Genomic DNA, 23,787 nt, shown 5'->3' with positions numbered 1-23,787 from the left:
ATTATTTGGTTTAGGATTACTAAAATCTAAGTTTCCAAAATAATCTTACCTAACACTTTCCTTTTCTCAATTTTTTGTAGGGCTTTTTTTGCGGCATACAAAGGGTATACATTATCAATTTGAGGTACTAAAATCTTAGCATCCAGCCATTTTAGTAATTTTTGAATGTTCGCTTTATTTTCTTCCGGATACTTTCTGAAGAAGTTTCCCCAGAACACTCCGGTGATTGAGGCACTCTTAAGAAGAGGTAAATTCCAAGAAATGGCTGGGACTGAACCAGATGCAAAACCTACAACCAGATGCCTGCCCATTGGAGCAATAGCTCTAAATGCCTGCTCTGAATATGCTCCACCAACGGCATCAAAAATTACATCGGCACCATTACCGCCAGTAAGATCCTTTATTGCTGATTTTAAATTCTCAGGAGTGTATTTATGCAGAATATCTGCTCCAACATTCTTACAATATTCTAATTTTTCATCTGTAGATGCGCAGGCAATTACATTCGCACCCATGATCTTTCCAATTTGAATTGCTGCGGTTCCTACTCCGCCTGATGCGCCAAGAATCACCAGCGTTTCTCCTTTTGTGAGTTTTGCCCGGTCTTTTAAAGCATGAATCACTGTACCATGTGTTAAAAGAACTGCAGATGCATCTTTAAAGCTGACAGCATTGGGCAAATGGTGCGTATTGAAGCTAAAAGCATTAACCTCTTCTGCAAAACCACCTGCAGTAGTTCCGGCAACTACACGATCTCCAGGCTTAAAATCTGTAACACCAGCTCCAACTGATTTTACGATTCCGGCTACTTCACCTCCAGGAGAGAAAGGTAATTCAGGCTGAAATTGATACTTACCTCGAATGATTAGCGTATCTGGAAAATTAACTCCCGCGTATTTCACCTCTATCCTAACCGTGCCAGGCCCAGGCGGATCAATTTCATAATCACGATAAACTAATTTTTCCGGACCTCCGAGCTCTTCTACTAGTACTGCTTTCATAGAAGTTTCAATACATTTTCTGGCGGCCGGCCTAAAACAGCTCTATCTCCATCCATTACAATTGGCCGCTCGATCAATTTAGGATATGCGACCATTGCTTCTATCCATTCTTCATCCGTTAAATCTTTACCTTTAAAATGCTCCTTGAATTCTGGTTCTCCTTTTCTAACCAACTGCTCAGGAGTAATCCCTAAAAGAGTAATTACATTTTCCAGTTCCGACTTTGTTGGAGGAGTTTTCAGATACTCTTTTACAACAAAATCTTGGCCCTTTTCTTCAATCAAGCCAAGCGTCTGCCGGCTCTTTGAGCATCGAGGATTATGGTATATGGTTATCATTTGGATAATACTTCTTTATTAATAGACATAGTAACTAACATATGAGGGACATCCACAACCTCGGCAATTTTCAAATCTCCTGCTAGCGAGCATAACATATAAGCTTCGTTTCTGCTCAGATCGTATTCATTTGTTAAATAGTCGATCATATACCGAGTAGCTTTCTTAGCTGCTTCATCAATCGTAGTAGCAAACGCAGTAACAGCGTACACATCATCATTCTCATATTGAGGCTCATCGATGCTTGCATCTTTTAATAATTTAATCTCTACCAAAAATTTCATTGGCGCTTCAATTGCTGTTCCGCATACCTCGCCAAGCCCTTGGGCGGCATGTGCGTCACCTATTGAAAAAAGTGCTCCTTCTACAAAAACGGGTAGATATACAGTAGTGCCCTCCACAATATTCGGGTCATCCATATTGCCTCCATTGGCTCTAGGAGGAATAGTAGACAACAAAGAATCGGTATTAGGTGCAACTCCTAAAACTCCGGGAAATGGTTTCAATGGTATGTTAATGCCATTGGCAAACCGTACATTATTCTTTCCTGCAAGTTCAAATGTCTTTAGATAAGGATCTGTGAATTCATCAGCAAGAAAACCAAAGCCCGGCAGAATTGCTGTCCAGCCCCAGTCTCCGATTTCAATTTTGTGTAAAGTCACGGCAATCACATCTCCAGGCTTTGCATCGTTGATATAGATTGGTCCGGTAAGAGGATGTATTGGGTCAAAACTTAAATTCATCAGATCGGATGTATCCGAGTTAAGCGTTAATTGTCCATCTGTTGCCTCCTGGGTGCTTATCTCAACCACCTCACCAGACTCAATTCTTAAGACTGGTTCAATAGATCGACTCCATTTATTATGCGTCTGATTTGATGAAAGCGAATGATTTGGCTCTGGTAAATCACGCTCAATCGAGTCACTATCCAACTTAACAGTTGTTGTGCACCCACAAGCTATTGCCGCTAAAATCCAGATATGCTTCTTCATATGTTTTGGGGTTGGTTTCAGAACGTTTAATTTTTATACTTACTAACTTATCAAAAAATCTAACCTCATGAGAATCATTTATCTATTTCTCTTTTTGAGTATAGCAATAATTTTGCCTGCTCAACGAAAGAAAAAAAATACGGAAGTCCCTACAGCCACCTCTTCAGAAGAACGGTGGAAAGGATACCAACAGCGTCTTCAACTGGAAGAAAGCTCACTGGTAAAAAACATACCATTCAAAAACGTAGGCCCAACGGTCATGAGTGGTAGAGTTGTTGACCTTGAAGTAGATCCTGCAGACCCATCACACTTCTATGTAGCTTATGCATCTGGATCACTCTGGGAAACAAAAAACAATGGCACCTCATTTGAACCTCGATTCGATAACCAAATCGTGATGACAATTGGCGACATTGCCGTTGATTGGACAAACAATATTCTTTATGTAGGATCCGGTGAAAATAATTCCAGTCGATCATCCTATTCGGGATTTGGCATGTTCAAATCGACTGATAATGGAGACAGCTGGGAAAACATCGGACTGACTGAAACGCATCATATTGGACGAATCTTAATTCACCCTACTAATCCGAACACCTTATGGGTTGGAGCTCTTGGTCACCTATATTCAGAAAATTCGGAAAGAGGAGTCTTTAAATCCACAGACGGAGGTGCAACATGGAACAAAACCTTGTTTATAAACAATAGGACGGGCATAATTGACATGATTATGCATCCCGAAAACTCCAATGTCATAATCGCAGCGGCGTGGGAGAAAGACCGAAAAGCATGGAACTTTGAAGAAGCGGGAGCTGGAACCGCAATCTACAGATCAGAAGATGGTGGAAACACTTGGAACGAAATTGCTGATAGCTCCGGATTTCCGGATACCAATGGAACCGGTCGCATAGGACTCGCATTTGCTCCATCAGATGCCAATATTGTCTATGCGATTCTGGATAACCAAGATAGGCGTGAAAAAGATGACGATGATGAAGATCAAGAGTTGACCAAAGATCAACTGAGAACAATGAGTAATCAGCAATTTCTTGCACTTGAAAATTCAGCTATCAACTCATTCTTGGATAACAATGGCTTCCCTCAAAACTACAATGCTGTAGATATCAAAATGGATGTGGAAGAAGGGAAAGTAAAACCAATTGACCTTGTCATATATACAGAGGATGCTAATTCATTGCTGTTTGATACACCTGTGAAAGGTGGTGAAATGTATCGATCCAATGATGCAGGAAAGACATGGGCAAAAACCCATGAGGACTATATCGAGAGCATGATCTTTTCTTATGGATACTATTTTGGTCAAGTGCGTGTGGATGGCCAAGATCCAAATGTTATTTATACAATGGGTGTCCCTATTGTTCGATCTGATGATGGAGGCAAAACTTTCAAAAGCATCAATGAAGACAATGTCCACGTAGATCATCATGCCTTATGGATCAATCCAAATGACCCACGACATCTGATTCTGGGGAATGATGGAGGTGTTTATGTGAGCTTCGACACTGGCGCTACCTGGATCAATTGTAATTCACCTTCCGTTGGTCAGTTCTACTCTATCGCAGTTGATATGGAGGAACCGTATAATGTATATGGCGGGCTCCAAGACAATGGAGTGTGGAAAGGACCAAGCAACTATACATATTCTCGCGGATGGTATCAAGAAGGACGATACCCGTATGAAAGATTAATGGGTGGAGATGGCATGCAAGTAGCTGTGGATACGCGTGACAATGCAACCGTATATACTGGCTACCAATTTGGAAATTACTTCCGTCTTAATACTCAAACAGGAGAAAGAAAATATATCACTCCTCGTCATACCTTAGGTGATTCACCTTATCGATGGAACTGGGAGGCACCCATTACACTCTCCAGCCACAATCAGGATATCGTTTACTTTGGAAGCAATCGATTTCACAGATCGATGGACATGGGTGAAAATTTTGAAACATTGAGTGAAGATCTTACTCTGGGAGGCAAGAAGGGTGATGTGAGCTATGGCACATTAACTACCATTTCAGAATCTCCAACTCGTTTTGGATTAATCTATGTAGGGAGTGATGATGGCTTGATTCATCGTTCAGATGATGTTGGTGATAGTTGGACTAACATTACAAATGAGCTTCCTTCGAATTTTTGGGTAAGTACGGTTGTTGCTTCACAACATAGTGAAGGGCGTGTTTATGCATCACTCAATGGCTACCGGTGGGATAACTTTGAACCACTGGTTTATCGAAGTGATAACTATGGGAAAAATTGGAAAGACATTTCTGGTAATTTGCCCGACGAGCCCATAAACGTGGTTAAAGAAGACCCGGTAAATGAGAACATCATTTATATAGGAACAGACCATGGCGTATATGTTTCTATGGATGGAGGAAGTAGCTATCATGCCTTTGCTCAAGGACTTCCAAACACTCCTGTTCATGATCTTATCGTACATCCGAGAGAAAAAGATCTGGTATTGGGCACACATGGAAGAGGTATTTACATTGGCAATGTTGCGCTTATTCAGCAAATGAATGATGAGATTCTTGCCAAAACCATCCACGCCTTCCCGATGGAAGAGATTACTGCCAGCACACGATGGGGAAGCAAAACCTGGACATGGGGAGATGTTATTGAGCCGACAACTTCAGTAAACTTTTATTCAAATTCAAAAGCAAATGGAAAAATTGAAATCATTTATAAAGATGAAGTAGTATCTTCGAAAGATATCTCAGCGGATAACGGACTAAATATTGTTGAGATCAGCTTGGAAACAGATTCATCATTCAAAGAACTTTTGAACGATGAGCAAAAAGAAAAGTATAAGGAAGCAGAAAATGGTGACTTCCATTTAGTCGCAGGTGAGTATACCGTAAGAATTACTTTGGGTGACACCAATGTTGAAACACCACTCACGATTAAGAAACCGAGGGAGAGACCAGGTAGAAAGGAATAGGATTAAATAGCTAATGGTACAAGAAGCCACCTTCAGGACGAAGGTGGTTTTTTTATGCTTTTTTATTTGCGTAAGCATTTACTTACATATATACTTGTAAGTAAATGCTTACATAATGAATTCGAGGAGAGATGTATTTCAGGCTATTGCGGATCCGACTAGGAGGCAAATAATTGATCTTTTGTCAGAAGAACCTAAGAATCTCAATTCACTTGCAGAGAAGTTTGACATCAGCAGACCAGCTATATCGCAACAAATTAAGATTCTAGAAGAGTGTGGTTTGGTTGAGGTGACTAAAAAAGGCCGTGAGCGTTATTGTGCTATCCAACCTACCGAGCTGATTCCTGCATTTATGTGGATAGAAAAGTATAAAAAACTGTGGGAAGACCGAATCGACTCATTCGAAAGCTATTTAATGAAACTACAATCTGACCGAGAAAAAAATGACTGACAGCTTAAAAACCATTACCATCAATCGCTTATTCGATGCGCCCATTGATCTTGTATGGGAAGCATGGACACAAGCAGACCACATCATAAAATGGTGGGGTCCCGATGGAATAGAAACCAAAATAATCCATCACCATTTTGAGGTGGGAGGAACTTGGAAGTACATCATGGCCATGCCAGGCGGCAAAGACTTCATCGCTGAGGGAAAATACCTGGAGATCGATCCGCCAAACAAACTTGTTACAAGCGCCAATTTCCTACCCATGACTGAAGGAGTCATTATGGAAGTTTATCTTGAATCGGAGAGTGAAAACAAGACTGAATTTACCTTCAAGGTCATCCATGAAACTGAAGAGTATAAACTCCAGCAAGAAAAAATGGGTGTTTACAATGGTTGGGGATCCGTCTTCGAGCGGCTTGCAGATTTTCTGGCCAAAAAAATTATCGAACTATCTCAACAATCAAAATCAAAGAATGATGAAAACAATGACATGTAAACAACTTGGTGGCGCTTGTGATCTGGAATTCCACGCCAATACGTTCGAAGAAATGGCTGAGCAGAGTAAGCAGCACGGCATGGAAATGTATCAAAAAGGAGATGAAGCTCACTTGAAAGCCATGCAGGAGATGCAAAAGCTTATGGATTCACCTGAAAAAATGCAAGAGTGGTTTTCTAATAAGAAGGAAGAGTTTGAAGCTTTAATTTGAAAGTTTTGACATTGAAATAAACCATCATAAATCAAGAATCTTTCCTGAAATTCTTTAACACATATAGTTCTTACGATTAGAGTGTCGGAAATAAATATTACATGGTACTTTGTATTACAAAGTAATGATGTATTATTGTGTTGGATACTCAACAACTATGAAGAACAGAAACAATAAAATCAGGATTCTCAGAAAAATCACGCTCATTTTTACTTGTACTATTCTATTTGGCATGCTAGCACTTGCATTGACCAGTAGGATTAAGGGAGTAGGAATTCGGGTACCTGACGGAAGATATTTAGGATATTCTAATGCAACCTCGGAATGGTTATTTCTGGAATTCCCAAATATCCCTGTACGTCATGATGGTCCTTATGTCTTAAACGAAGATAACGGTAGATACGCTATCTACATAAATGGTGACGGTACCAATCCCTCTAAAGCGATTCAGGAAAAAGTAAAAAATCGAATTGAGGTCAGGGTAGACAATGAACATGGCACAAAATTTAATGTTCCATTACGGAATAATCATCCGCGCTCACAATTGAAAATACCTAGCCCTGAGCGCTTAATTGCTATTTCTGATTTAGAGGGTGAATTTGATGCTCTGGTCAATATCTTGAAAACTAATAATGTTATAGACGACTCTCTTAAATGGAGTTATGGCGCTGGACATTTAGTACTAATCGGCGACATGGTTGACAGAGGTGATAATGTCGTTCCCCTCCTCTGGTTACTTTATAAGTTAGAAGCTGAAGCCAAAATAGCAGGTGGAGACCTTCATTATGTATTAGGGAATCATGAACGATACTTATTAGATGGGAGAACTAAATCTGTTGCTAATAAATATTACGGAACATTTAGAGCATCAGGAATGTCGCAACAGGAACTGTATGCTGAATCCTCAGAGCTCGGACGCTGGCTAAGAAGCAAACCTATAATGCTAAAAATTGGCAATACTTTGTTTGCACATGGAGGCATCTCACCTATGGTTTTAAGTAAAAATCCAACTCTAGAGTCCATTGATAAAGAAGCTAAAGAAACCTTTGTCCTTGGAGGAGTAATCCGAAGGACTATCGATGGGAGTATAATACATGGTTCGACAGGGATCATATTCTATCGCGGTTTGGCAAAGGATATGACAGAGCACAATCTTGGCAAAAAAGCAGATAATAGTCATGTGGAAGAAATATTAACCGTATTCGAAGCGGACAATATTGCCATTGGACACACGCTAGCAGAGCACATTGGTTTAGACTATAATGGCAAAGTTATTCGCGTAGACGTGCATCATTCCGCAGGACTTAGTGAGGCACTGCTTATTGAAGATGATTTAATGTGGCGCGTGGACTTATTGGGAAATAAGTTTCCTCTTGGTCAAGTCAAAAATATCAGTGACTGAAGCTTGTATTATATAGCTCATGAATAATTAGAAGAAACCATGGTAACTAAAACAGCCATTACGACAGTTGTGTTATTTTATGCAGTGTTGTTTCTCCAATCTCCAAAAATCCAATTTCCAGGTGCATTTTCATCTGCCGACATGAAGAAATCTTCGAAAGCTTTCACTAGCTCTCCCCCACTGATTCGACCATCACCGTTAATATCAAGCATATCGAATGCCTTCTTAGCCACAGACATATACAGTCCGTAGGCCTTAAACATATCCAGGTATTCACGCTCATCTATATGTCCATCACCATCCTGATCAAACAACGAAAACAAGTATGTAGATGATTGATTGACATAATCGTTTGGTCTCGACAGAACAATCTCATCAAAAAACCGAATCCACTCATCAGGATTCAGTGCTGCTTCATCCTTATTTATGTCTTTGAGAATTTGAACAAATAACCCATGTGCCTTAAGTTTTAAGAGCAATCTTTCACGGGCATTTTCTCCAAATCCGACGATATCGCTTATGGTCTCTCCTACGAGTTCAAAGTCATCCTTTTCAAGAATACCATTTCCATTATTGTCCAAAACATTAAAGAAATGTAAGATTTTTTGCTTCTGTAAATCTGTCATAGGGCGGGATTTGTGGAGAAAGTTAACATGAGTTTCTGCTACACAACTTAAAAATTCGATAAATAAAGTTTTAAATCAGTTTGATTGCTTTTAAGAAAAGTTATCACTCAATTATTGGTGAATGACTCCAAGGCAATTTCATATCCCTTAAGGCCCATTCCATTGATTGATCCCACACAAACATCCTTTATATAGCTTGTTTGTCTAAAATCCTCTCGTTCAGCAAGGTTTGAAATGTGAACTTCAAAAACCGGCGATTCTATTCCCGCAATAGCATCTCGAAGCGCTATAGATGTGTGCGTATATGCTCCAGGGTTAAACACGACTCCATCATAACTAAATCCTACTTCATGGAGCTTATCTAGAAGATCACCTTCGTGGTTTGATTGATAATATTCCAACGAATGAGCTGCAAACTGACTTTTGAGCACTTCAAAGAAATCTTCGAAAGTTTGGCTGCCATAGATTTCAGGTTCACGCCTGCCAAGTAGGTTAAGGTTTGGGCCGTTTAAAATCAAAATTTTCAATTTTGATAATTAGTTGATTAGTTATTAGTGGACTAGTTTAGTTATTCAGTTCAATTTCAGACGTGCATTAACTAATCACTAAATTAACTGATTAACTAATCAACCCAAATGTGGGATTCATACACCAAGCAATTTAAAAACTATCTGAAGCTGGAAAGATCACTGGCAGAGAACTCAGTGGATGCCTATTTAGCTGACATATCAAAGTTGAGACAGTTTTTTGAACTGAATGAAAAAGACATTGGTCCTACGAAAGTTGTTCAGCAAGACCTAATAGATTTTCTGGAGTTTATTACCGAATTGGGAATGTCCGCTTACACGCAAGCGCGCATGGTCTCCGGATTAAAGGCCTTTTTTCGGTTCCTTTTGTATGAAGAAGTTATTACAAAAGATCCATCAGAGCTGCTCGAAGCTCCTAAGCTCGGTCGAAAGCTGCCCGACACGTTAGACCTGCCAGAAATTGAACAATTGTTCGAAGCTATTGATATGTCTACTCCTGAAGGCACTCGTAACCGCGCAATGCTAGAGGCCCTCTATAGTTCAGGTCTGCGAGTTTCTGAGCTTATCAATTTAAAAATCAGCAACATCCATGAAGACATAGGTTTTTTGCGGGTGATTGGAAAAGGAAGCAAAGAAAGATTGGTTCCAATTGGCCGTTCAGCTTTGAAGCACATCAGGATCTTTCGTGATGAGATCAGGGTGCATATTGCTATAAAACAAGGTTTTGAAGATCACCTATTCGTAACTAAGCGAGGGAAGTCTATTAGTCGTGTTATGGTGTTTATGGTAATTAAAGATCTGGCTGCTAAAATTGGTTTGAAGAAAAGTATCAGTCCACACACATTTCGCCATAGCTTTGCAACACACCTGATAGAAGGAGGAGCCGATTTACGTGCGGTGCAGGAGATGCTGGGACATGAATCCATCACCACCACCGAAATATACACTCACCTTGATCGGGATTACTTGAAACAGGTTATTACCCAATTTCATCCAAGAAGCTGATGTACAAACTTTTAAAACCTATTCTATTTCTTTTTACTCCCGAAAAGGCTCACAAAATCACAACCGTGCTCCTTCATTTCGTTCTAAAGCTTCCTCTTGGCAAATCACTCATCAAGAAAATGTTCCACTTTGAGGATCAAAGGTTGGAGCGTGAAGTATTTGGATTGAAATTTAAAAATCCGGTAGGCCTGGCAGCAGGGTTTGACAAAAATGCTGAACTAATTGATGACTTCTCGAATCTTGGTTTTGGTTTTATTGAAATTGGCACACTCACACCAAAAGGTCAGCCAGGCAATCCAAAGCCACGCCTATTCAGATTACCTGCAGATGAAGCTTTAATTAATCGAATGGGCTTTAACAATGATGGCGTTGATGATGCTGTCGAGAGACTGAAAAATCGAAAATCCAATATCATTGTTGGTGGCAATATTGGAAAGAATAAAGTCACTCCCAATGAAAATGCATTAGAAGACTATCTTATCTGTTTCGAAAAGCTCTTTGACCATGTCGACTACTTTGTCGTAAATGTAAGCTCCCCAAACACTCCTGGTCTTAGAGAATTGCAAGAAAAAGAACCTCTCCTGAAGCTCTTGAAGGCGCTTCAGGATGAAAACAATAAAAAAGAATCACCTAAACCAATTCTACTCAAAATCGCTCCGGACCTCACGGAATCTCAACTTGATGATATCATCTCCATCACAAAAGAGCTAAACCTGGACGGGTTAATAGTTTCAAATACCACAATAGATCGATCAGGTTTAAATACAGCTGCTGAAAAAGTTGAGGGCATTGGAGCAGGCGGTTTGAGTGGCAAGCCAGTATTCCAAAAGTCAAATGAGGTGCTGAAATATATTAGAATGCACCTTCCTCTTGTTCATATTATTGCCGTTGGAGGCATTCACTCAGCACAAGACGCAGTAGATAAAATTCAAGCCGGAGCAAATCTGATTCAGATCTATACAGGATTAGTATACGAGGGGCCTGCCCTAATCAAGCGTATCAATAAAAGCCTCGTAAGCCACTCATAGTTTAGCTATTATTTCCCTATCATTTGGCCAAGAAGTCTTCCAAAGGTTCTAAAGGCCCCTGTGTGATTTTCTGCCTTCTTTAAAAGAATTTTCAAAGAAGACTTATCATACCACACACCGTCCTTCATAACCCCTACTGGTTTTTTCAAGGTAGAGACATTTAATAATGGATTTTCGTCCAATAGAACTAAATCAGCATCCATACCTTCAGATACAGCACCTTTAGAATTTTCCATACCAAGAGCTCTGGCTGAGGCAACCGTCCCGCTATACAAAACCTCATACGCAGTTAGTCCACTTTCAATCATAAGTGCAATTTCCTCATGAAGAGTAAATCCTGGAATTGTGAGATTGGGACCAGTATCTGTGCCGAGTAACATGGGCACTCCTTCTTCTCGAAAATCTCGAACAATCCACTGAAGAATATCATACTTCAGGAGAACGTTACTGTTATTTTCAAGCTCTACCCAGTCTTTCAATTGCTTTTTCCCTATTGTCCGCATCAAAGGATTAATGAAGTACAAAGAATCTTCATCAAATATCCCTTCTCTTTTAAGAGTTGCATCTACAATACGCTTGTAAACAGCAAGTGTCGGCGTGAAGTATATATTGTTATCTCGGATTTTCTCAGCAATCTCACGAGACCTATTTTCATTGTACGTATAGTTTAACAATGCTTGCAATATTTCTTCTGCATGCTCTAGCGACACCATTCCAGATGCAACCAACGTATCAATTCCTAACTCATATGATGGATGTCCCGCGATCGGAAGCCCGACTTGTTTGGCTTCAGCAGCTATTGCCGTAAGTATTTCATAGGTAATTCCGTCATAGATTTTGATAAAGTCATATCCCTTCTCAGCATATTTTCTTACTGCCTTTTTCGCTTGTTCAGGAGTTTTTACAACCTTATGAAACGGGCCCGCATTTTTACCGCTATTCAGGGTCGGGCTGGCTGTATAGATTGTTGGACCCGGGTAATCTCCATTATTCACTTGTTCCTTCCAGCGAAGATGCATTGTCATACCCATCATATTCCTCACTGTAGTCACTCCATTTGCTAAATAGAGAAGTAAATCCGATCGATCGAACAAATGCGTATGCATATCCATTAGGCCAGCCATCAGAAATTTCCCTTCGCCATCAATGACTTCAAAATCTTCATCAATTTTAGTTTCTGGATAAATGACCGAAATTATTTTACCATCATTTACAAGAACAGTTCTTTTTTCAGTAATGTACCTTGAGACATCATTCAGCAATGTAGAGTCGATCACAAAATCGGCAGGAGATGTATCCAAACTAATGATGGAAACATTAATGAATGCAAATTTATTTTTCTCTAGTTTCAAAGGATTCTTTCCAAAATCAAATGCACCCAGAGGTATAGATAATGTGATAAGAATCATTAAGAAGAATATTAATTTAAAGACTCGGGTAAAAAACTTTTTTGACTTCATCATGCTTTTTTTAGCAATGATGAGAACTTGCCCAAGCTATTTCGACCAGAAACATGATTCTAGACGCATTTCCATAGCTAATTCTTCCTTCGCTTGAATTCGGAAGGTGTTTGACCCGTCAGTTCTTTGAATGTGTGATTGAAATTGGATTTCGTGTTAAAACCTGTCTCATACAAAATTTCAAGAATGGTTTTACCTGACTTTATAGATTCTGTTAGTTGAATTTTAGCATCCTCTATTCGATGATAATTAACATACTCTGAGAAGTTCATTTTAAAATGAGTGTTGATAGTCTGTGACAAATGACGAGGATTCAATTCCAAAACAGCCGCTAAATCGCTCAGTTTCAAGCTAGCATTGATATAAGGCTTTCTCTCTCTCATCAACTGCTCGAGCTTCCTGGCGTGGCTGGCTATTTGATTTTTGGACATAGTAGAGGAGGTATATTTTCGGTCCCTTTCCTTCGAAATCTCAATATCTTCCATTGAGATCCCCATAAATAGGCTTGGCTGTTTTAAGCCTCGGTAGACTAAGGTTATCACAAAAACCAGAAGTCCGAGTGTCATTATTGAATATGCTACATTTTCACCAGTTGAATTTGGCACAAGTAAGAAATTACGGACCGCTTCTATTGTCAGTATTAAGCTTAATAAATAAAGCAAATTAATAACCCAAGACAAGTTGATTGAACTAGCACCTGAATGAATATCATTTAAAACAGATTGGTATTTTCGTATCGAATGAAAGCTGGCAAAAATGTAAAAAGCCATACTGAGTAAGATTGCAACACCAGTGAAAGCTTGAAATTTCGTCAGAGTAGTAAAATAAATTAGAAAGAATATAGGCCAGGTAGAAATATGCTTGAATACAATTCTCGATGATACTTTTCCTACTTGAGTCAAAGAGATTACAAATAAGTAGAGTAAAGGCCCATATAAAAGGCCTAAAGTTGGTGTTATGTCCGGGAAGTTAAAATTCGAGGTTTCGAAGACTAAATTGAGAGCCATATGGAATGACAAAAGCCCCAAAAAAGAAGCAAGAAAGCGATTGCTTATGTACTTAACTCTTCCGCGTGAAAGCAAGAAAAAGCAAAAAAATATACCTTGAAAAATAAGGAGTATCTGAAGGATATTTACAATCTGAAGTTGCATCACATGTTGATTGAGAAACAATAATACATCAACTGATTAAACCTTATCTCAAATATCCGGGTAGTAGTCTACTTCATTTATTCATTGAATCTCTTTTAAAGATGAATAATTACTATTACTTGCGTTCGTTGATCTCTTGGAATTTGAACAAGCTTGAAATCTCCATTATTTTTGGAGGCATAACCTATGGCACAGAATACCTATAAGAAGAAGTCTGAAAAGAAGGAGAAGGCAAGCCTCAAGTTCAATTTCATCACCGACAGAAAATTTCATCTATTCATCGGCTTCACATTGCTGCTGATTTCCATCTTTTTGGGAGTATCATTCATCTCCTATCTAAGCACCGGACAAGCCGACCAAAGTGTAGTTGAAGCATACACACATACTGATATAAAGGAATCTGGCACTGAAGTTCAGAATGCATTCGGACTCATCGGAGCTATTGCCGCTCATTATTTCATTTTTCTTTGGTTCGGAATAGCAGCACTCCTGATTCCACCGTTCCTATTTATAGTTGCCTACAAAATCATTTGGTACAGAGCCTTGCTGCCTATAACCAAGTCATTCAATTTTGTGGTATTCTACCTAATCTGGATCAGTATGGTCATGGGCTACTTCCTGCTTTCGCAAGAGGAAACATCCATGCTGGGATTCTTGAGTGGCGGAATTGGATATGAACTATCCATGATTGCTCAAAGCTTAATGGGCTGGGGAGCTATTCTATTCATGGTATTCCTATTTGTGGTGTTCAATATGTTTTTCTTTGACATCACACGCTTACCTGCCTTCAGCGGAATTGTGCCTTCATTCGAAAACCTGATCAATCAAGTCAAAGCCCTATTTCCCAAAAAAGAACCGAAGCAAGCAAAGTCTGCAGATATCTCATCGGTTTTAGATCAGATCAAAAAAGAAGTTGAAGATGAAGACGCTAATAAGGATGAATCCGAAACGTGGGTCGTAAAAAAAGTTGCAAATAAGCCAGCAGCAAAAAAAGAAAAAGCAGATCCTGAGTTTACCATCGATCTTCCTGAATTCAAAGAAGAACCACCTCTATCTAAAGAAGTAGAAGAGAAGGTCTTTGCCAAAAAGGAGGAAGCAATAGAGGCTGATCCAGAGCCTAAAGAACAGCCAAGTAAAAAAGAAGAACTGGAGGATCTTTCATTCGAAGTAGAACAGAAGGAATTTGCAGAAGAGGTCAAAGAAGAATCTGTCAACTACGATCCTACACTGGATCTTCCACGATATAAATTCCCCACACCCGGCTTACTCATTGAATATCCCGAAAAGGAATTGACGGTAAGCAAAGATGAGCTTGAGCAAAACAAGGACAGAATTATTGAGACGCTGGTTAATTTCAAAATTGGAATCTCTAGCATCAAAGCGACTATCGGCCCCACAGTTACACTTTACGAAATTGTGCCAGAAGCTGGAGTGAAAATTTCCAAGATCAAGAACCTCGAAGATGATATCGCGCTCAGCCTCGCAGCTCTTGGTATTCGTATCATTGCTCCAATTCCAGGCAAAGGAACTATTGGTATAGAGGTGCCCAACAAGAATAGGGAGATGGTAGATGCACGTTCAGTCATCACTACCAGCAAGTTCATGGATAGTAAAATGGATCTACCAGTAGTTCTTGGTAAAACTATATCCAATGAAGTATTTGTCACAGATCTTGCCAAGATGCCTCACCTACTAATGGCCGGTGCTACTGGACAAGGTAAGTCTGTAGGTTTGAATATCATCCTGACTTCATTGCTCTACAAAAAGCATCCGTCACAGTTGAAGCTGGTGTTGGTTGATCCAAAAAAGGTAGAATTAACGCTCTTCAATAAAGTGGAGAAGCACTTTCTAGCTAAGCTGCCTGATAGTGATGAGCCGATCATAACCGATACATCTAAGGTGGTGAATACGCTTAACTCCTTATGTATTGAGATGGATAATCGGTACGATTTATTGAAGAGTGCTGCGTGCAGAAACCTGAAAGAATACAATAAGAAATTTACAGAACGAAAGCTAAACCCAAACAAAGGTCATCGCTTCCTTCCATACATTGTGCTTGTAATAGACGAGCTAGCAGACTTGATGATGACCGCCGGAAAAGAAGTTGAAACGCCAATTGCCCGTCTTGCACAGCTTGCGCGAGCCATTGGAATCCACTTGATTGTTGCAACTCAACGTCCATCAGTTAATGTGATTACAGGCATCATTAAAGCAAATTTCCCAGCAAGGCTCTCGTTTAGAGTGACATCTAAAATTGACTCCAGAACGATACTAGATGCTGGTGGTGCTGATCAGCTAATCGGAATGGGTGATATGCTCCTATCTATGGGTTCAGACATGACTCGATTGCAGTGTGCGTTCGTAGACACACCAGAGGTTGAAAAAATATGTGAGTACATTGGTGAACAAAGAGGCTATGATGATGCTTATTTATTACCAGAATATGTAGGAGAAGCTGAAGCAGGTATTGGCGAGGTAGATTTATCAGACAGAGATGCCCTTTTTGCAGATGCTGCCAGACTCATTGTCATGCATCAGCAGGGCTCGACATCTTTGATTCAGCGTAAAATGAAGCTAGGCTATAACCGTGCAGGAAGATTGATCGATCAATTGGAAGCTGCAGGAATTGTAGGGTCTTTCGAGGGTAGCAAAGCACGAGAAGTACTAATACCTGACGAACACAGTTTGGAACAGTTATTGTCAGAGATTGAAATTAAATATTAAGATTACGAACCAAAAGGCATGAAAAAGCTAATTATTGCATCTATATCACTTTTTATCTTATTCCAAGTACAAGCACAATATGACCCATCTGCACTAGCTGTTTTAGATGCTATGAGCAATAAATACAAGGATGTAGCATCATTCAAAGCTTCGTTTTCACAAAAACTCACGAATGAAAGTGCTGGTTTGGATGAGACCATTTCCGGCGATATTGCCGTTAAGAATGAAAAATTTGTTCTTGATGTCGTTGGTCAGAAAATCTTCAATAATGGCACTGACGTCTATACTTACAGTGAGGAACTTAATGAAGTGACCATCAGTCCATATGATGCAGAAGAATCCGAAATTACATTGAGTAATGTATATGACCTGTACAAAAAAGGATTCAAGTACGGACTAGCAGAAACTACCTCGAATGGAGATCGTGTGATAGAACTTGATCCCGAAAGCAGAGATAAAAGCTATTTCAAAATACGCATGACAATAAATGCTAAGGATGAACTCAAGTCTTTTACCGTTTTCGAACGTACAGGTAATAAATATGTATACTCCATCAATTCATTCACACCTACTCCTTTCAATGACAATTACTTCACGTTTGATGTCTCGGAATATCCCAATGTTGAGGTAATAGATTTCAGATAATCGAGATTACCATAAAATAGCGTACCTTTGCAGCGTTCAGAACAAGTCTGGACGCTTTTTAATTATTATTTTTTTTAATGAACATTTTTGTAGCTAAGCTTAACTATGCAACTTCAGAAGACGCATTGAGACAAGCATTTGAAGAATTCGGAACAGTAGATTCCGCTAAAGTTATCATGGACAGAGACACTCAGAGATCGAAAGGTTTCGGTTTCGTTGAAATGCCAAACGATGACGAAGGTAATCAGGCTATTTCAAGCCTAAACGAAACAGAATTAGATGGTAGAACCATCGTTGTAAAAAAAGCTAACCCTAGAGGTTAAGCACGAGAAACAGATTCTAAGTTTTTGATTTTATATAATTGCTCGTGTGGAAACTTTTCCGCACGAGCATTGTTTTATATAATTGTTAGTACACTAAAATTTTATTGATTTGGCTAGACCTGCAACTACTCCGGTAAAACTTAAAGACGGATATTACATAGAACTTCGTCACAAGGGTGAAAGAAAAGGAATCAAACTGAGAAGTGAGACTATTCCAGAATTACATCAGTCCATCAAAAAATATGAAAAGCTTTATGACATCCACTTTTACGGAGAAGTAAAAAAAGGGAAAGTCGTAAACGATAAGCTTCCTGAGCTTAAATAAATCTGTGTCTTATTGGTTTTCTTCATGCTCCCTGCCGGTGGAGTCAGGAAAAGTATGTCCAAAGATTTTATCCTAATTTAGCCAAGAACCATCCTCACTATTCATGACACGTCAACAGCTTTTTGACAAGATCAAAGAAAAAGAATCATTCCTGTGTGTTGGATTGGATACGGATATAAAAAAAATTCCCCAACATCTACTCTCCCTCAAAGACCCAGTTTTTGAGTTTAATAAACAGATCATAGACGCTACACACAAATTTGCCGTAGCATATAAGCCAAACACTGCATTCTATGAAGCACAAGGCGCTCAAGGCTGGGAATCACTTCAAAAAACTCTTGAGTATATTCCGAAGGACGTTTTCACCATCGCAGATGCCAAGCGTGCCGATATAGGGAATACCTCTTCTATGTATGCACGCGCATTTTTCGAAAATATGGATTTCGATTCTGTCACAGTAGCACCATACATGGGTTCTGATTCCGTAAAACCTTTTCTGGAATTCGATGGTAAATGGGTCATACTATTAGCAGCTACAAGCAATCCTGGTGGATTAGACTTTCAAAATCTTAGGGTAAATGATGAAGAAAAGCTATATGAACGAGTCATCCGTCAAAGTGCAGATTGGGGAACGGCTGATAACCTAATGTATGTCGTAGGAGCTACCAGGCCCGAAGCACTCGCAGATATACGAAAGATAGTTCCTGATCACTTCCTTCTCATTCCGGGTGTCGGAGCACAAGGTGGTGACCTTCAAAAGGTATGTGCATTTGGAATGAATAGCCAATGCGGATTGCTCGTAAATTCATCTCGAGGGATTATCTATTCAGAGGAATCTGCAAATTTTGGGAAAGCATCTGGTATACAAGCGCAAAAAATACAGCTTGAAATGGCTGTAATCCTTCAAGGATTATAACGCGCATCATATCTTAGGAGACTATTCGCTATGGACGAACAGTTTCTTCACTACATCTGGAAATATCAAAAATTTGAGACCGGTCAACTCCAATTAACAAATGATCAATCGCTCAAGGTATTTTACCCTGGAAATCATAACCATGATTCCGGTCCTGACTTTGAGGAAGCCAGGCTCAAAATTGAAGCTATTGAATGGGCTGGACAAGTAGAGATTCACATCAATTCCTCCGATTGGCTCAACCACAACCATCAGCACGACCCTTCCTATGAAAGTGTTATTCTACATGTTGTCTGGAACCATGACAAAGAAATATGTATAAATGAAGAAATAATACCAACGCTAGAACTTAAAAAGCGAATTGATCTCGGGATTTTAGAGAAGTATCAACAGCATCTGAGATCAACCTCAGAAATTCTCTGTTCGACACAAATCAAATCACTTTCCACTCTCAATATCAGAAATATGATCGATCGAGTTTTAATTGAACGACTTGAGGAAAAATCAGGGCGTATACTCAGTAATCTAAATGAAACTACAAATGACTGGGAACAAATAACCTATCGTACGATTGCCGCCAACTTTGGATTTTCCACAAATAAGGAGGCCTTCATTCGCTTATCCGAACATCTCCCATTTGATAGGTTGAAAAAAGTGCTTCAAAATATAAAATCCACGGAGGCACTCTTATTCGGACAGGCCGGTTTTTTAGAAAATGATGTTGACGATTACCAATCGGAGTTAAAAGAAGAATTTCAATTTCTTCATGCAAAATTTCAATTAAAAGAACCACTCTCCAAAGTACACTGGAAATTTGGCAAACTCCGACCAGCCAATTTTCCCATTATTAGACTTGCTCAAATGTCCTCACTTTTTCATCACCAACCCCAACTCTTTACTTTGCTTATCAAAGAAGGAAACATTGAAGAGGTCAAAAAGAAACTATTAGTAGATGTAAGTGATTATTGGCAGTCACACTACGACTTTGGAAAAAGTCGTAAAAGAGTGAGCGAAAAAATGGGTATTAGCTCTTTTGAGAATCTAATAATAAACTCAATGGCGCCATTGCTCGCAGCTTATGCTAAGTTTACCGGAGAACAGAAATACATGGATCGGGCAATGGAAATCCTGGAGTCAATCAGTGCAGAAAGTAATCGAATTACCAAAAAATGGAATGCTTTAGGAATCAATGCAACTTCAGGTTTTGAATCTCAGGGGCTCATTCAACTATTTAAGGACTATTGCCAAAAACGCAGATGTCTTCATTGTAATATTGGTGTAGAAATTCTCAACAAATGACCTATTGGATTATCCATATTGTCATAATTGGACTACTCTCCTATCTCCTTTTTAGAAACCTGAAAAGTGATTATCCACTATTAATCTTTTGGACAGCTCTTGTGGCAAAGCTTATTGCAGGAATAATCTTAGGCTTGATTTTCTATGATTACTATGGTTCAGGAGATACCATCACTTTTTTTGAAATGGCTAAAAGTAATGGAAGTGAAAATGCAGAAAATCAACCAAGAACTCAATTCTTTGTTGAATTTATCCGTCCCATTGTACAATCCTCCGGTGGTTCATATTGGATTACATCGCTATGGGTTTCATTTATCAGTTTCGTGGCGATTTGGAATGCTGTGATCATTTTCTCCAAGCTGTATCCTAAAATTAAAATCCTATTTGCTGCCAGCTTTCTTTTCATTCCTTCAATCGTTTTTTGGTCATCTGGAATAATGAAGGATGCAATCACATTTGCGGCTTTGATCTCTATCGTCGCAGTTGCTCTCAAATTTCATAACGGTGTGAAATTATCAGTTCGTGATTTGCTACTTCTCCTGATAGGTGCATTTATACTCCTCAAGATCAAACATTATATATTCATTACTTCATTGCTATTTTGTGGTATTCTTCTCTCGAATTTCATCTTTAGAAAAACCGAAGGAACAATCAAGTGGTATATCACACTGATTACAATTGTAGCCGTTTTCGGCATGACTCAAATAATACATCCTTACTTAAAAGTGAACAGAATTGCATGGACTCTATATGAAAACAATCAGGCCATCAATCAGAAGTCTGACAGCAATCAACTTGACATTGTTATCGAAGATGACTCATGGTATTCAGTACTGAATGAAATACCGAGGGCCCTTCATGCTGGGCTTTTACGACCAAGCATTTTAGATAAAACTCCGGTTTGGGGCTGGATTCATAAGGTTGAAAATCTAATTCTTACTATGTCAATCTTTCTATCATTATTGCTTTATGTCAAGCTAAAACCAAAAATAGATTGGCCATTATTCATTGCCACTTCATTCTGTATTCTTCTTTTAGCAACATTATTACCATTATCTACTCCCAATTTTGGATCCTTGGTTAGATATAAGAGTACGTATATGCCCTTTCTTTTTCTTATTAGCAGCATACTTCCCTATCAATACTTTAGTACAAAATCGAGTGAATAATCACTAATTTTGCGGCTTCAAAAACAAAGAAGGACATGGAAAAACCAGTAATCATTTTTGGATCAACAGGGCTGGCCAAAGCTGCACTTGAAATCTTCAACTCAAACAATATTGTTGTATATGGATTTCTCGATGATGATGAAAAAACACATAACAGTGAAATCAATACAGTATCAGTGCTCGGCGCAACAGATGATCACGGATTCACTAAGCTGATTGGTCAAAAATGTGAAGCCTTTGTTGCTACTGACGACAATTCGCTTCGAAAAGAGTATGTAGAATATCTGATCGAAACAAGAAAGGTAATGCCGATGAACGCCGTACATCATTCCGCCTCTATATCTGACTCTTTTGGTATAGGTCATGGCAATTTCGTAAATGCTGGAGCTGTGCTTTCGAATGACTCCAAAATGGGAAATCATAACGTGATCAATTCCAAAGCGATTATAGAGCAAGAAGCAGAAATTGGGGACTTTGTTCAAATAGGCGCAGGGTCCATCATCAACACGAAGGTAAAAATCGAAAATGAAGTGTTTATTGGATCCGGAGTTACAATAGTTGCGGGTGTTACTTTAGGTAAAGGAGCTAGAATTGGAGCAGGATCAGTTGTAGTTGGAGATGTAAAGAAAGGTCAAACCGTTTTTGGAAATCCTGCAGTAGAAGTAAAGTAGCAGTATATTCCAAGTATGAAATCCAAAATCATCTGTCTTTTTGCCGTTTTCTTACTCAAAAGCTGCGTTCCTGAAGGACTTATGCGTACCTGGAGCACTACTGAAGAATATGATCGTAAGCTTAACAACCTGCTAGTCATGGGACTGGTCAATAATGTCAATCTTAGAAATGAGGTCGAGAATGAAGTTGTTTACGCCGGCAAGAAGGAAGACCTTAGATGTGTGAATGGAATGTCCATGTTTCCGCCGGAACTTGGAAAGCCCTTCGAAGATGTGGAAAGAGCGAAAGAGCGTCTTCGCCAGAATGGGTTTGACGGGGTAATTACAGTTGCTCTGGTAGATATAAATGAAGAAAGATACATTTCACCTTCAGTTGAGTATGAACCACTTCTTTACTACAATAGGTTTGGTAATTACTTTTTCAGAACCTATGATTTGGTATATAGGCCAGGCTATTTCACTCAAAACACTAAGTATTTTATCGAAACGAATGTTTATGAACTAAAAGGTGGAAAGCTCATTTGGTCGGGTCGATCAACCGTTTTCGGTCCAAACGAACTCAATCAATACTTGCCTGTTTACGCACGTGGGTTGTTTAAAGAGTTGAAAATTGAAGGTATGATTCAGAAATGATCACTATCTTAAATTGATGAAATTATCAATAATTCTTGCACTATCACTTTTTGTATGCAGCGTTTCAATCAGTTCAGGACAAATCTTAAAAACAAAATTTCAAGTCATCGTTATCGATAATCTCGGTAATTATGTGGAAGGTGCGACTGTCACAATTTATTCTTCGGGCGATGACTATAAGAGTAATACCAATGAACTAATCATTGGCAAAACAGATAAGAAAGGAAAATTTCAATACAAAGGACTTGAAGCTAAATCCTATTTTCTTGATGTTAGAAAAGACAATCTGAAAAATGATGGTGAGGGTGTTCAAACAGGCTCACTTTCAGAAAAAAAGATCAATAAAGTCATTGTGGTCATCAAGTAAATTGATGCCGACTGATTCTTTTTCTTTATAAAAATTTTAATTTTGCACCATATTAACACCCTGCTGAAACAGGGCCTGGTTATTATGGAAAAACATTACGTATTACTTTATTACTGCTACAGTAAAATTGATAACCCTGAAGAATTCAGGGAAGAACATCACAGACTTTGCCTTGATCTAGATCTTAGAGGTCGCATCATTGTGGCTACAGAAGGGCTGAATGGAACCGTATCTGGTACCCAGGAAGCATGCGAAAAATACATGGATGCTGTCACTGGCGATCCACGTTTTGCTCATACCGAATTCAAAGTAGATACATATGATCAGCCCGCTTTTGAGAAAATGCACGTGCGTGTAAAGCCGGAGATTGTCCACAGTTCACTCAGACAGGTGGATCCTACTCAGAAAACAGGTGACTATGTTGAGCCGGAGGAATTCAGAAAGATTCTCAAAGAACAGCCTGAGGATACAGTTATTCTGGACGTGCGCTCAAATTATGAGCATACTATTGGCAAGTTTAAAAATGCTGTCACGCTGGATATTGATAACTTCCGCGACTTCCCCGAAAAAATCGAAGAGCTAAAGAAATACAAAGACAAGAAGATTATCACCTATTGTACCGGAGGCATCAAGTGTGAGAAAGCTAGCGCCTATCTCCTGGAGCAAGGATTTGAAAATGTTCATCAGCTGCATGGTGGAATTATCAAGTACGGACTTGAAGCTGAAGGGGAAGACTTTGAAGGAAAGTGCTACGTTTTTGATAACCGAATTGTGAAAGAAGTTAATTCGGTAAATCCAACCATAGTTTCAAGATGCTATGTAACGGCAGAGCCTTGTGACCGAATGGTAAACTGTGCAAACCCCCACTGCAATAAACATATTCCAATGAGTGAAAAGGGAGCGGAGATCTATAAAGGGTGCTGCTCTGAAGAATGTATGGACAATCCAGACACTCGACCATATGATGGAACCGGCTTCTATCAGAAAAAAATGAATGGTTATAATCCATACAAGGGTTTGAAAAGGATGAAAGATCAAGTTTCCTAATTACCTTTAGGAAGC

The 23,787-nt window shown here is 39.2% G+C and carries 25 protein-coding genes; 18 read left to right on the top strand and 7 right to left on the bottom strand.

All coding sequences use genetic code 11. From position 1 onward, the window contains the following. Window positions 1–26: 26 nt before the first annotated feature. The 3 genes from ACL8WY_RS15080 to ACL8WY_RS15070 are packed head-to-tail and all read right to left on the bottom strand — an operon-like array spanning window position 27 to window position 2,331. The gene (locus ACL8WY_RS15080; RefSeq protein ID WP_436515584.1) at window positions 27–1,001 is read right to left on the bottom strand and encodes an NADPH:quinone oxidoreductase family protein; all 975 of its coding nucleotides are present in this window, start codon (window positions 999–1,001) and stop codon (window positions 27–29) included. Beyond that, the gene (arsC, locus tag ACL8WY_RS15075; RefSeq protein WP_436518064.1) at window positions 998–1,345 is read right to left on the bottom strand and encodes an arsenate reductase (glutaredoxin); all 348 of its coding nucleotides are present in this window, start codon (window positions 1,343–1,345) and stop codon (window positions 998–1,000) included. The genes ACL8WY_RS15080 and arsC overlap by 4 nt, the downstream gene beginning before the upstream one ends. Next, window positions 1,336–2,331, bottom strand: coding sequence for an acetamidase/formamidase family protein (locus ACL8WY_RS15070; RefSeq protein WP_436515583.1), 996 nt, complete (start codon window positions 2,329–2,331; stop codon window positions 1,336–1,338). Before ACL8WY_RS15070 ends, arsC begins: the two co-directional genes overlap by 10 nt. Window positions 2,332–2,398: 67 nt before the next feature. Here ACL8WY_RS15070 and ACL8WY_RS15065 point away from each other — a divergent pair, with 67 nt between their 5' ends. The 5 genes from ACL8WY_RS15065 (at window position 2,399) to ACL8WY_RS15045 (ending at window position 7,856) form a co-directional block, all read left to right on the top strand. Further along, window positions 2,399–5,296, top strand: a complete 2,898-nt coding sequence (locus tag ACL8WY_RS15065) for a WD40/YVTN/BNR-like repeat-containing protein (RefSeq protein ID WP_436515582.1) — start codon at window positions 2,399–2,401, stop codon at window positions 5,294–5,296. A 115-nt stretch (window positions 5,297–5,411) separates the two neighbouring features. After that, window positions 5,412–5,747 carry an ArsR/SmtB family transcription factor gene (locus ACL8WY_RS15060; protein ID WP_436515581.1) on the top strand — a complete coding sequence of 112 codons (336 nt, stop codon included), beginning with the start codon at window positions 5,412–5,414 and terminating at the stop codon, window positions 5,745–5,747. Then, window positions 5,740–6,243, top strand: a complete 504-nt coding sequence (locus ACL8WY_RS15055; RefSeq protein WP_436515580.1) for an SRPBCC family protein — start codon at window positions 5,740–5,742, stop codon at window positions 6,241–6,243. The genes ACL8WY_RS15060 and ACL8WY_RS15055 overlap by 8 nt, the downstream gene beginning before the upstream one ends. Continuing rightward, window positions 6,221–6,454, top strand: coding sequence for a DUF1059 domain-containing protein (locus ACL8WY_RS15050; protein WP_436515579.1), 234 nt, complete (start codon window positions 6,221–6,223; stop codon window positions 6,452–6,454). Before ACL8WY_RS15055 ends, ACL8WY_RS15050 begins: the two co-directional genes overlap by 23 nt. A 157-nt stretch (window positions 6,455–6,611) precedes the next feature. Further along, entirely contained in the window at window positions 6,612–7,856 is a 1,245-nt protein-coding gene (locus tag ACL8WY_RS15045; RefSeq protein WP_436515578.1) for a metallophosphoesterase, read from the top strand. Window positions 7,857–7,933: 77 nt separating this feature from the next. Here ACL8WY_RS15045 and ACL8WY_RS15040 read toward each other — a convergent pair whose 3' ends face one another. Continuing rightward, window positions 7,934–8,482, bottom strand: a complete 549-nt coding sequence (locus ACL8WY_RS15040) for an EF-hand domain-containing protein (RefSeq protein ID WP_436515577.1) — start codon at window positions 8,480–8,482, stop codon at window positions 7,934–7,936. A 107-nt stretch (window positions 8,483–8,589) separates the two neighbouring features. Then, on the bottom strand, window positions 8,590–9,009 hold the full coding sequence (gene aroQ / locus ACL8WY_RS15035; protein ID WP_436515576.1) for a type II 3-dehydroquinate dehydratase: 420 nt from the start codon (window positions 9,007–9,009) through the stop codon (window positions 8,590–8,592). A gap of 108 nt (window positions 9,010–9,117) precedes the next feature. On the opposite strand from aroQ, the gene xerD reads away from it, so the two are divergent. Both xerD and ACL8WY_RS15025 read left to right on the top strand, forming a co-directional pair. Next, entirely contained in the window at window positions 9,118–10,014 is an 897-nt protein-coding gene (gene xerD, locus ACL8WY_RS15030; protein ID WP_436515575.1) for a site-specific tyrosine recombinase XerD, read from the top strand. After that, entirely contained in the window at window positions 10,014–11,042 is a 1,029-nt protein-coding gene (locus ACL8WY_RS15025) for a quinone-dependent dihydroorotate dehydrogenase (protein WP_436515574.1), read from the top strand. Before xerD ends, ACL8WY_RS15025 begins: the two co-directional genes overlap by 1 nt. Window positions 11,043–11,050: 8 nt before the next feature. Here ACL8WY_RS15025 and ACL8WY_RS15020 read toward each other — a convergent pair whose 3' ends face one another. Both ACL8WY_RS15020 and ACL8WY_RS15015 read right to left on the bottom strand, forming a co-directional pair. Further along, on the bottom strand, window positions 11,051–12,451 hold the full coding sequence (locus ACL8WY_RS15020; RefSeq protein WP_436515573.1) for an amidohydrolase family protein: 1,401 nt from the start codon (window positions 12,449–12,451) through the stop codon (window positions 11,051–11,053). Window positions 12,452–12,579: 128 nt separating this feature from the next. Further along, a complete protein-coding gene (locus ACL8WY_RS15015) occupies window positions 12,580–13,107 on the bottom strand; it encodes a helix-turn-helix domain-containing protein (RefSeq protein ID WP_436515572.1) in 528 nt (175 codons plus the stop codon). 732 nt (window positions 13,108–13,839) lie between these two features. Between ACL8WY_RS15015 and ACL8WY_RS15010 the strand changes: the two genes are divergently transcribed. The 11 genes from ACL8WY_RS15010 to trhO all read left to right on the top strand — a co-directional run bounded on the left by ACL8WY_RS15010 (window position 13,840) and on the right by trhO (window position 23,772). Further along, window positions 13,840–16,377 carry a DNA translocase FtsK 4TM domain-containing protein gene (locus ACL8WY_RS15010; protein WP_436515571.1) on the top strand — a complete coding sequence of 846 codons (2,538 nt, stop codon included), beginning with the start codon at window positions 13,840–13,842 and terminating at the stop codon, window positions 16,375–16,377. Between the two features lie 18 nt (window positions 16,378–16,395). Beyond that, on the top strand, window positions 16,396–17,022 hold the full coding sequence (locus tag ACL8WY_RS15005; RefSeq protein WP_436515570.1) for a LolA family protein: 627 nt from the start codon (window positions 16,396–16,398) through the stop codon (window positions 17,020–17,022). 77 nt (window positions 17,023–17,099) lie between these two features. Next, entirely contained in the window at window positions 17,100–17,345 is a 246-nt protein-coding gene (locus tag ACL8WY_RS15000; RefSeq protein ID WP_348279054.1) for an RNA recognition motif domain-containing protein, read from the top strand. Between the two features lie 109 nt (window positions 17,346–17,454). After that, window positions 17,455–17,670 (top strand): hypothetical protein, encoded by a 216-nt coding sequence (locus tag ACL8WY_RS14995; protein WP_350221002.1) that lies wholly within the window; start codon window positions 17,455–17,457, stop codon window positions 17,668–17,670. A gap of 103 nt (window positions 17,671–17,773) precedes the next feature. Continuing rightward, a complete protein-coding gene (gene pyrF, locus ACL8WY_RS14990; protein WP_436515569.1) occupies window positions 17,774–18,586 on the top strand; it encodes an orotidine-5'-phosphate decarboxylase in 813 nt (270 codons plus the stop codon). Window positions 18,587–18,616: 30 nt separating this feature from the next. Continuing rightward, a complete protein-coding gene (locus ACL8WY_RS14985; protein WP_436515568.1) occupies window positions 18,617–19,885 on the top strand; it encodes a DUF2851 family protein in 1,269 nt (422 codons plus the stop codon). Then, entirely contained in the window at window positions 19,882–21,054 is a 1,173-nt protein-coding gene (locus ACL8WY_RS14980) for a hypothetical protein (protein ID WP_436515567.1), read from the top strand. Before ACL8WY_RS14985 ends, ACL8WY_RS14980 begins: the two co-directional genes overlap by 4 nt. A gap of 35 nt (window positions 21,055–21,089) precedes the next feature. Further along, entirely contained in the window at window positions 21,090–21,725 is a 636-nt protein-coding gene (locus ACL8WY_RS14975; protein ID WP_436515566.1) for a NeuD/PglB/VioB family sugar acetyltransferase, read from the top strand. Between the two features lie 15 nt (window positions 21,726–21,740). Continuing rightward, window positions 21,741–22,358: a hypothetical protein gene (locus ACL8WY_RS14970; RefSeq protein WP_436515565.1), complete on the top strand. Its 618-nt coding sequence runs from the start codon at window positions 21,741–21,743 to the stop codon at window positions 22,356–22,358. Window positions 22,359–22,374: 16 nt separating this feature from the next. Then, on the top strand, window positions 22,375–22,725 hold the full coding sequence (locus ACL8WY_RS14965) for a carboxypeptidase regulatory-like domain-containing protein (protein ID WP_436515564.1): 351 nt from the start codon (window positions 22,375–22,377) through the stop codon (window positions 22,723–22,725). A gap of 84 nt (window positions 22,726–22,809) precedes the next feature. Further along, entirely contained in the window at window positions 22,810–23,772 is a 963-nt protein-coding gene (trhO, locus tag ACL8WY_RS14960; RefSeq protein WP_436515563.1) for an oxygen-dependent tRNA uridine(34) hydroxylase TrhO, read from the top strand. The last annotated feature ends 15 nt before the right edge of the window (window positions 23,773–23,787 follow it).

The organism is Ekhidna algicida (assembly GCF_051379705.1).
Classification (GTDB): domain Bacteria; phylum Bacteroidota; class Bacteroidia; order Cytophagales; family Cyclobacteriaceae; genus Ekhidna.
Note: the sequence above shows the minus strand (reverse complement) of the source record. Positions and strands in the feature narration are given on the sequence as shown.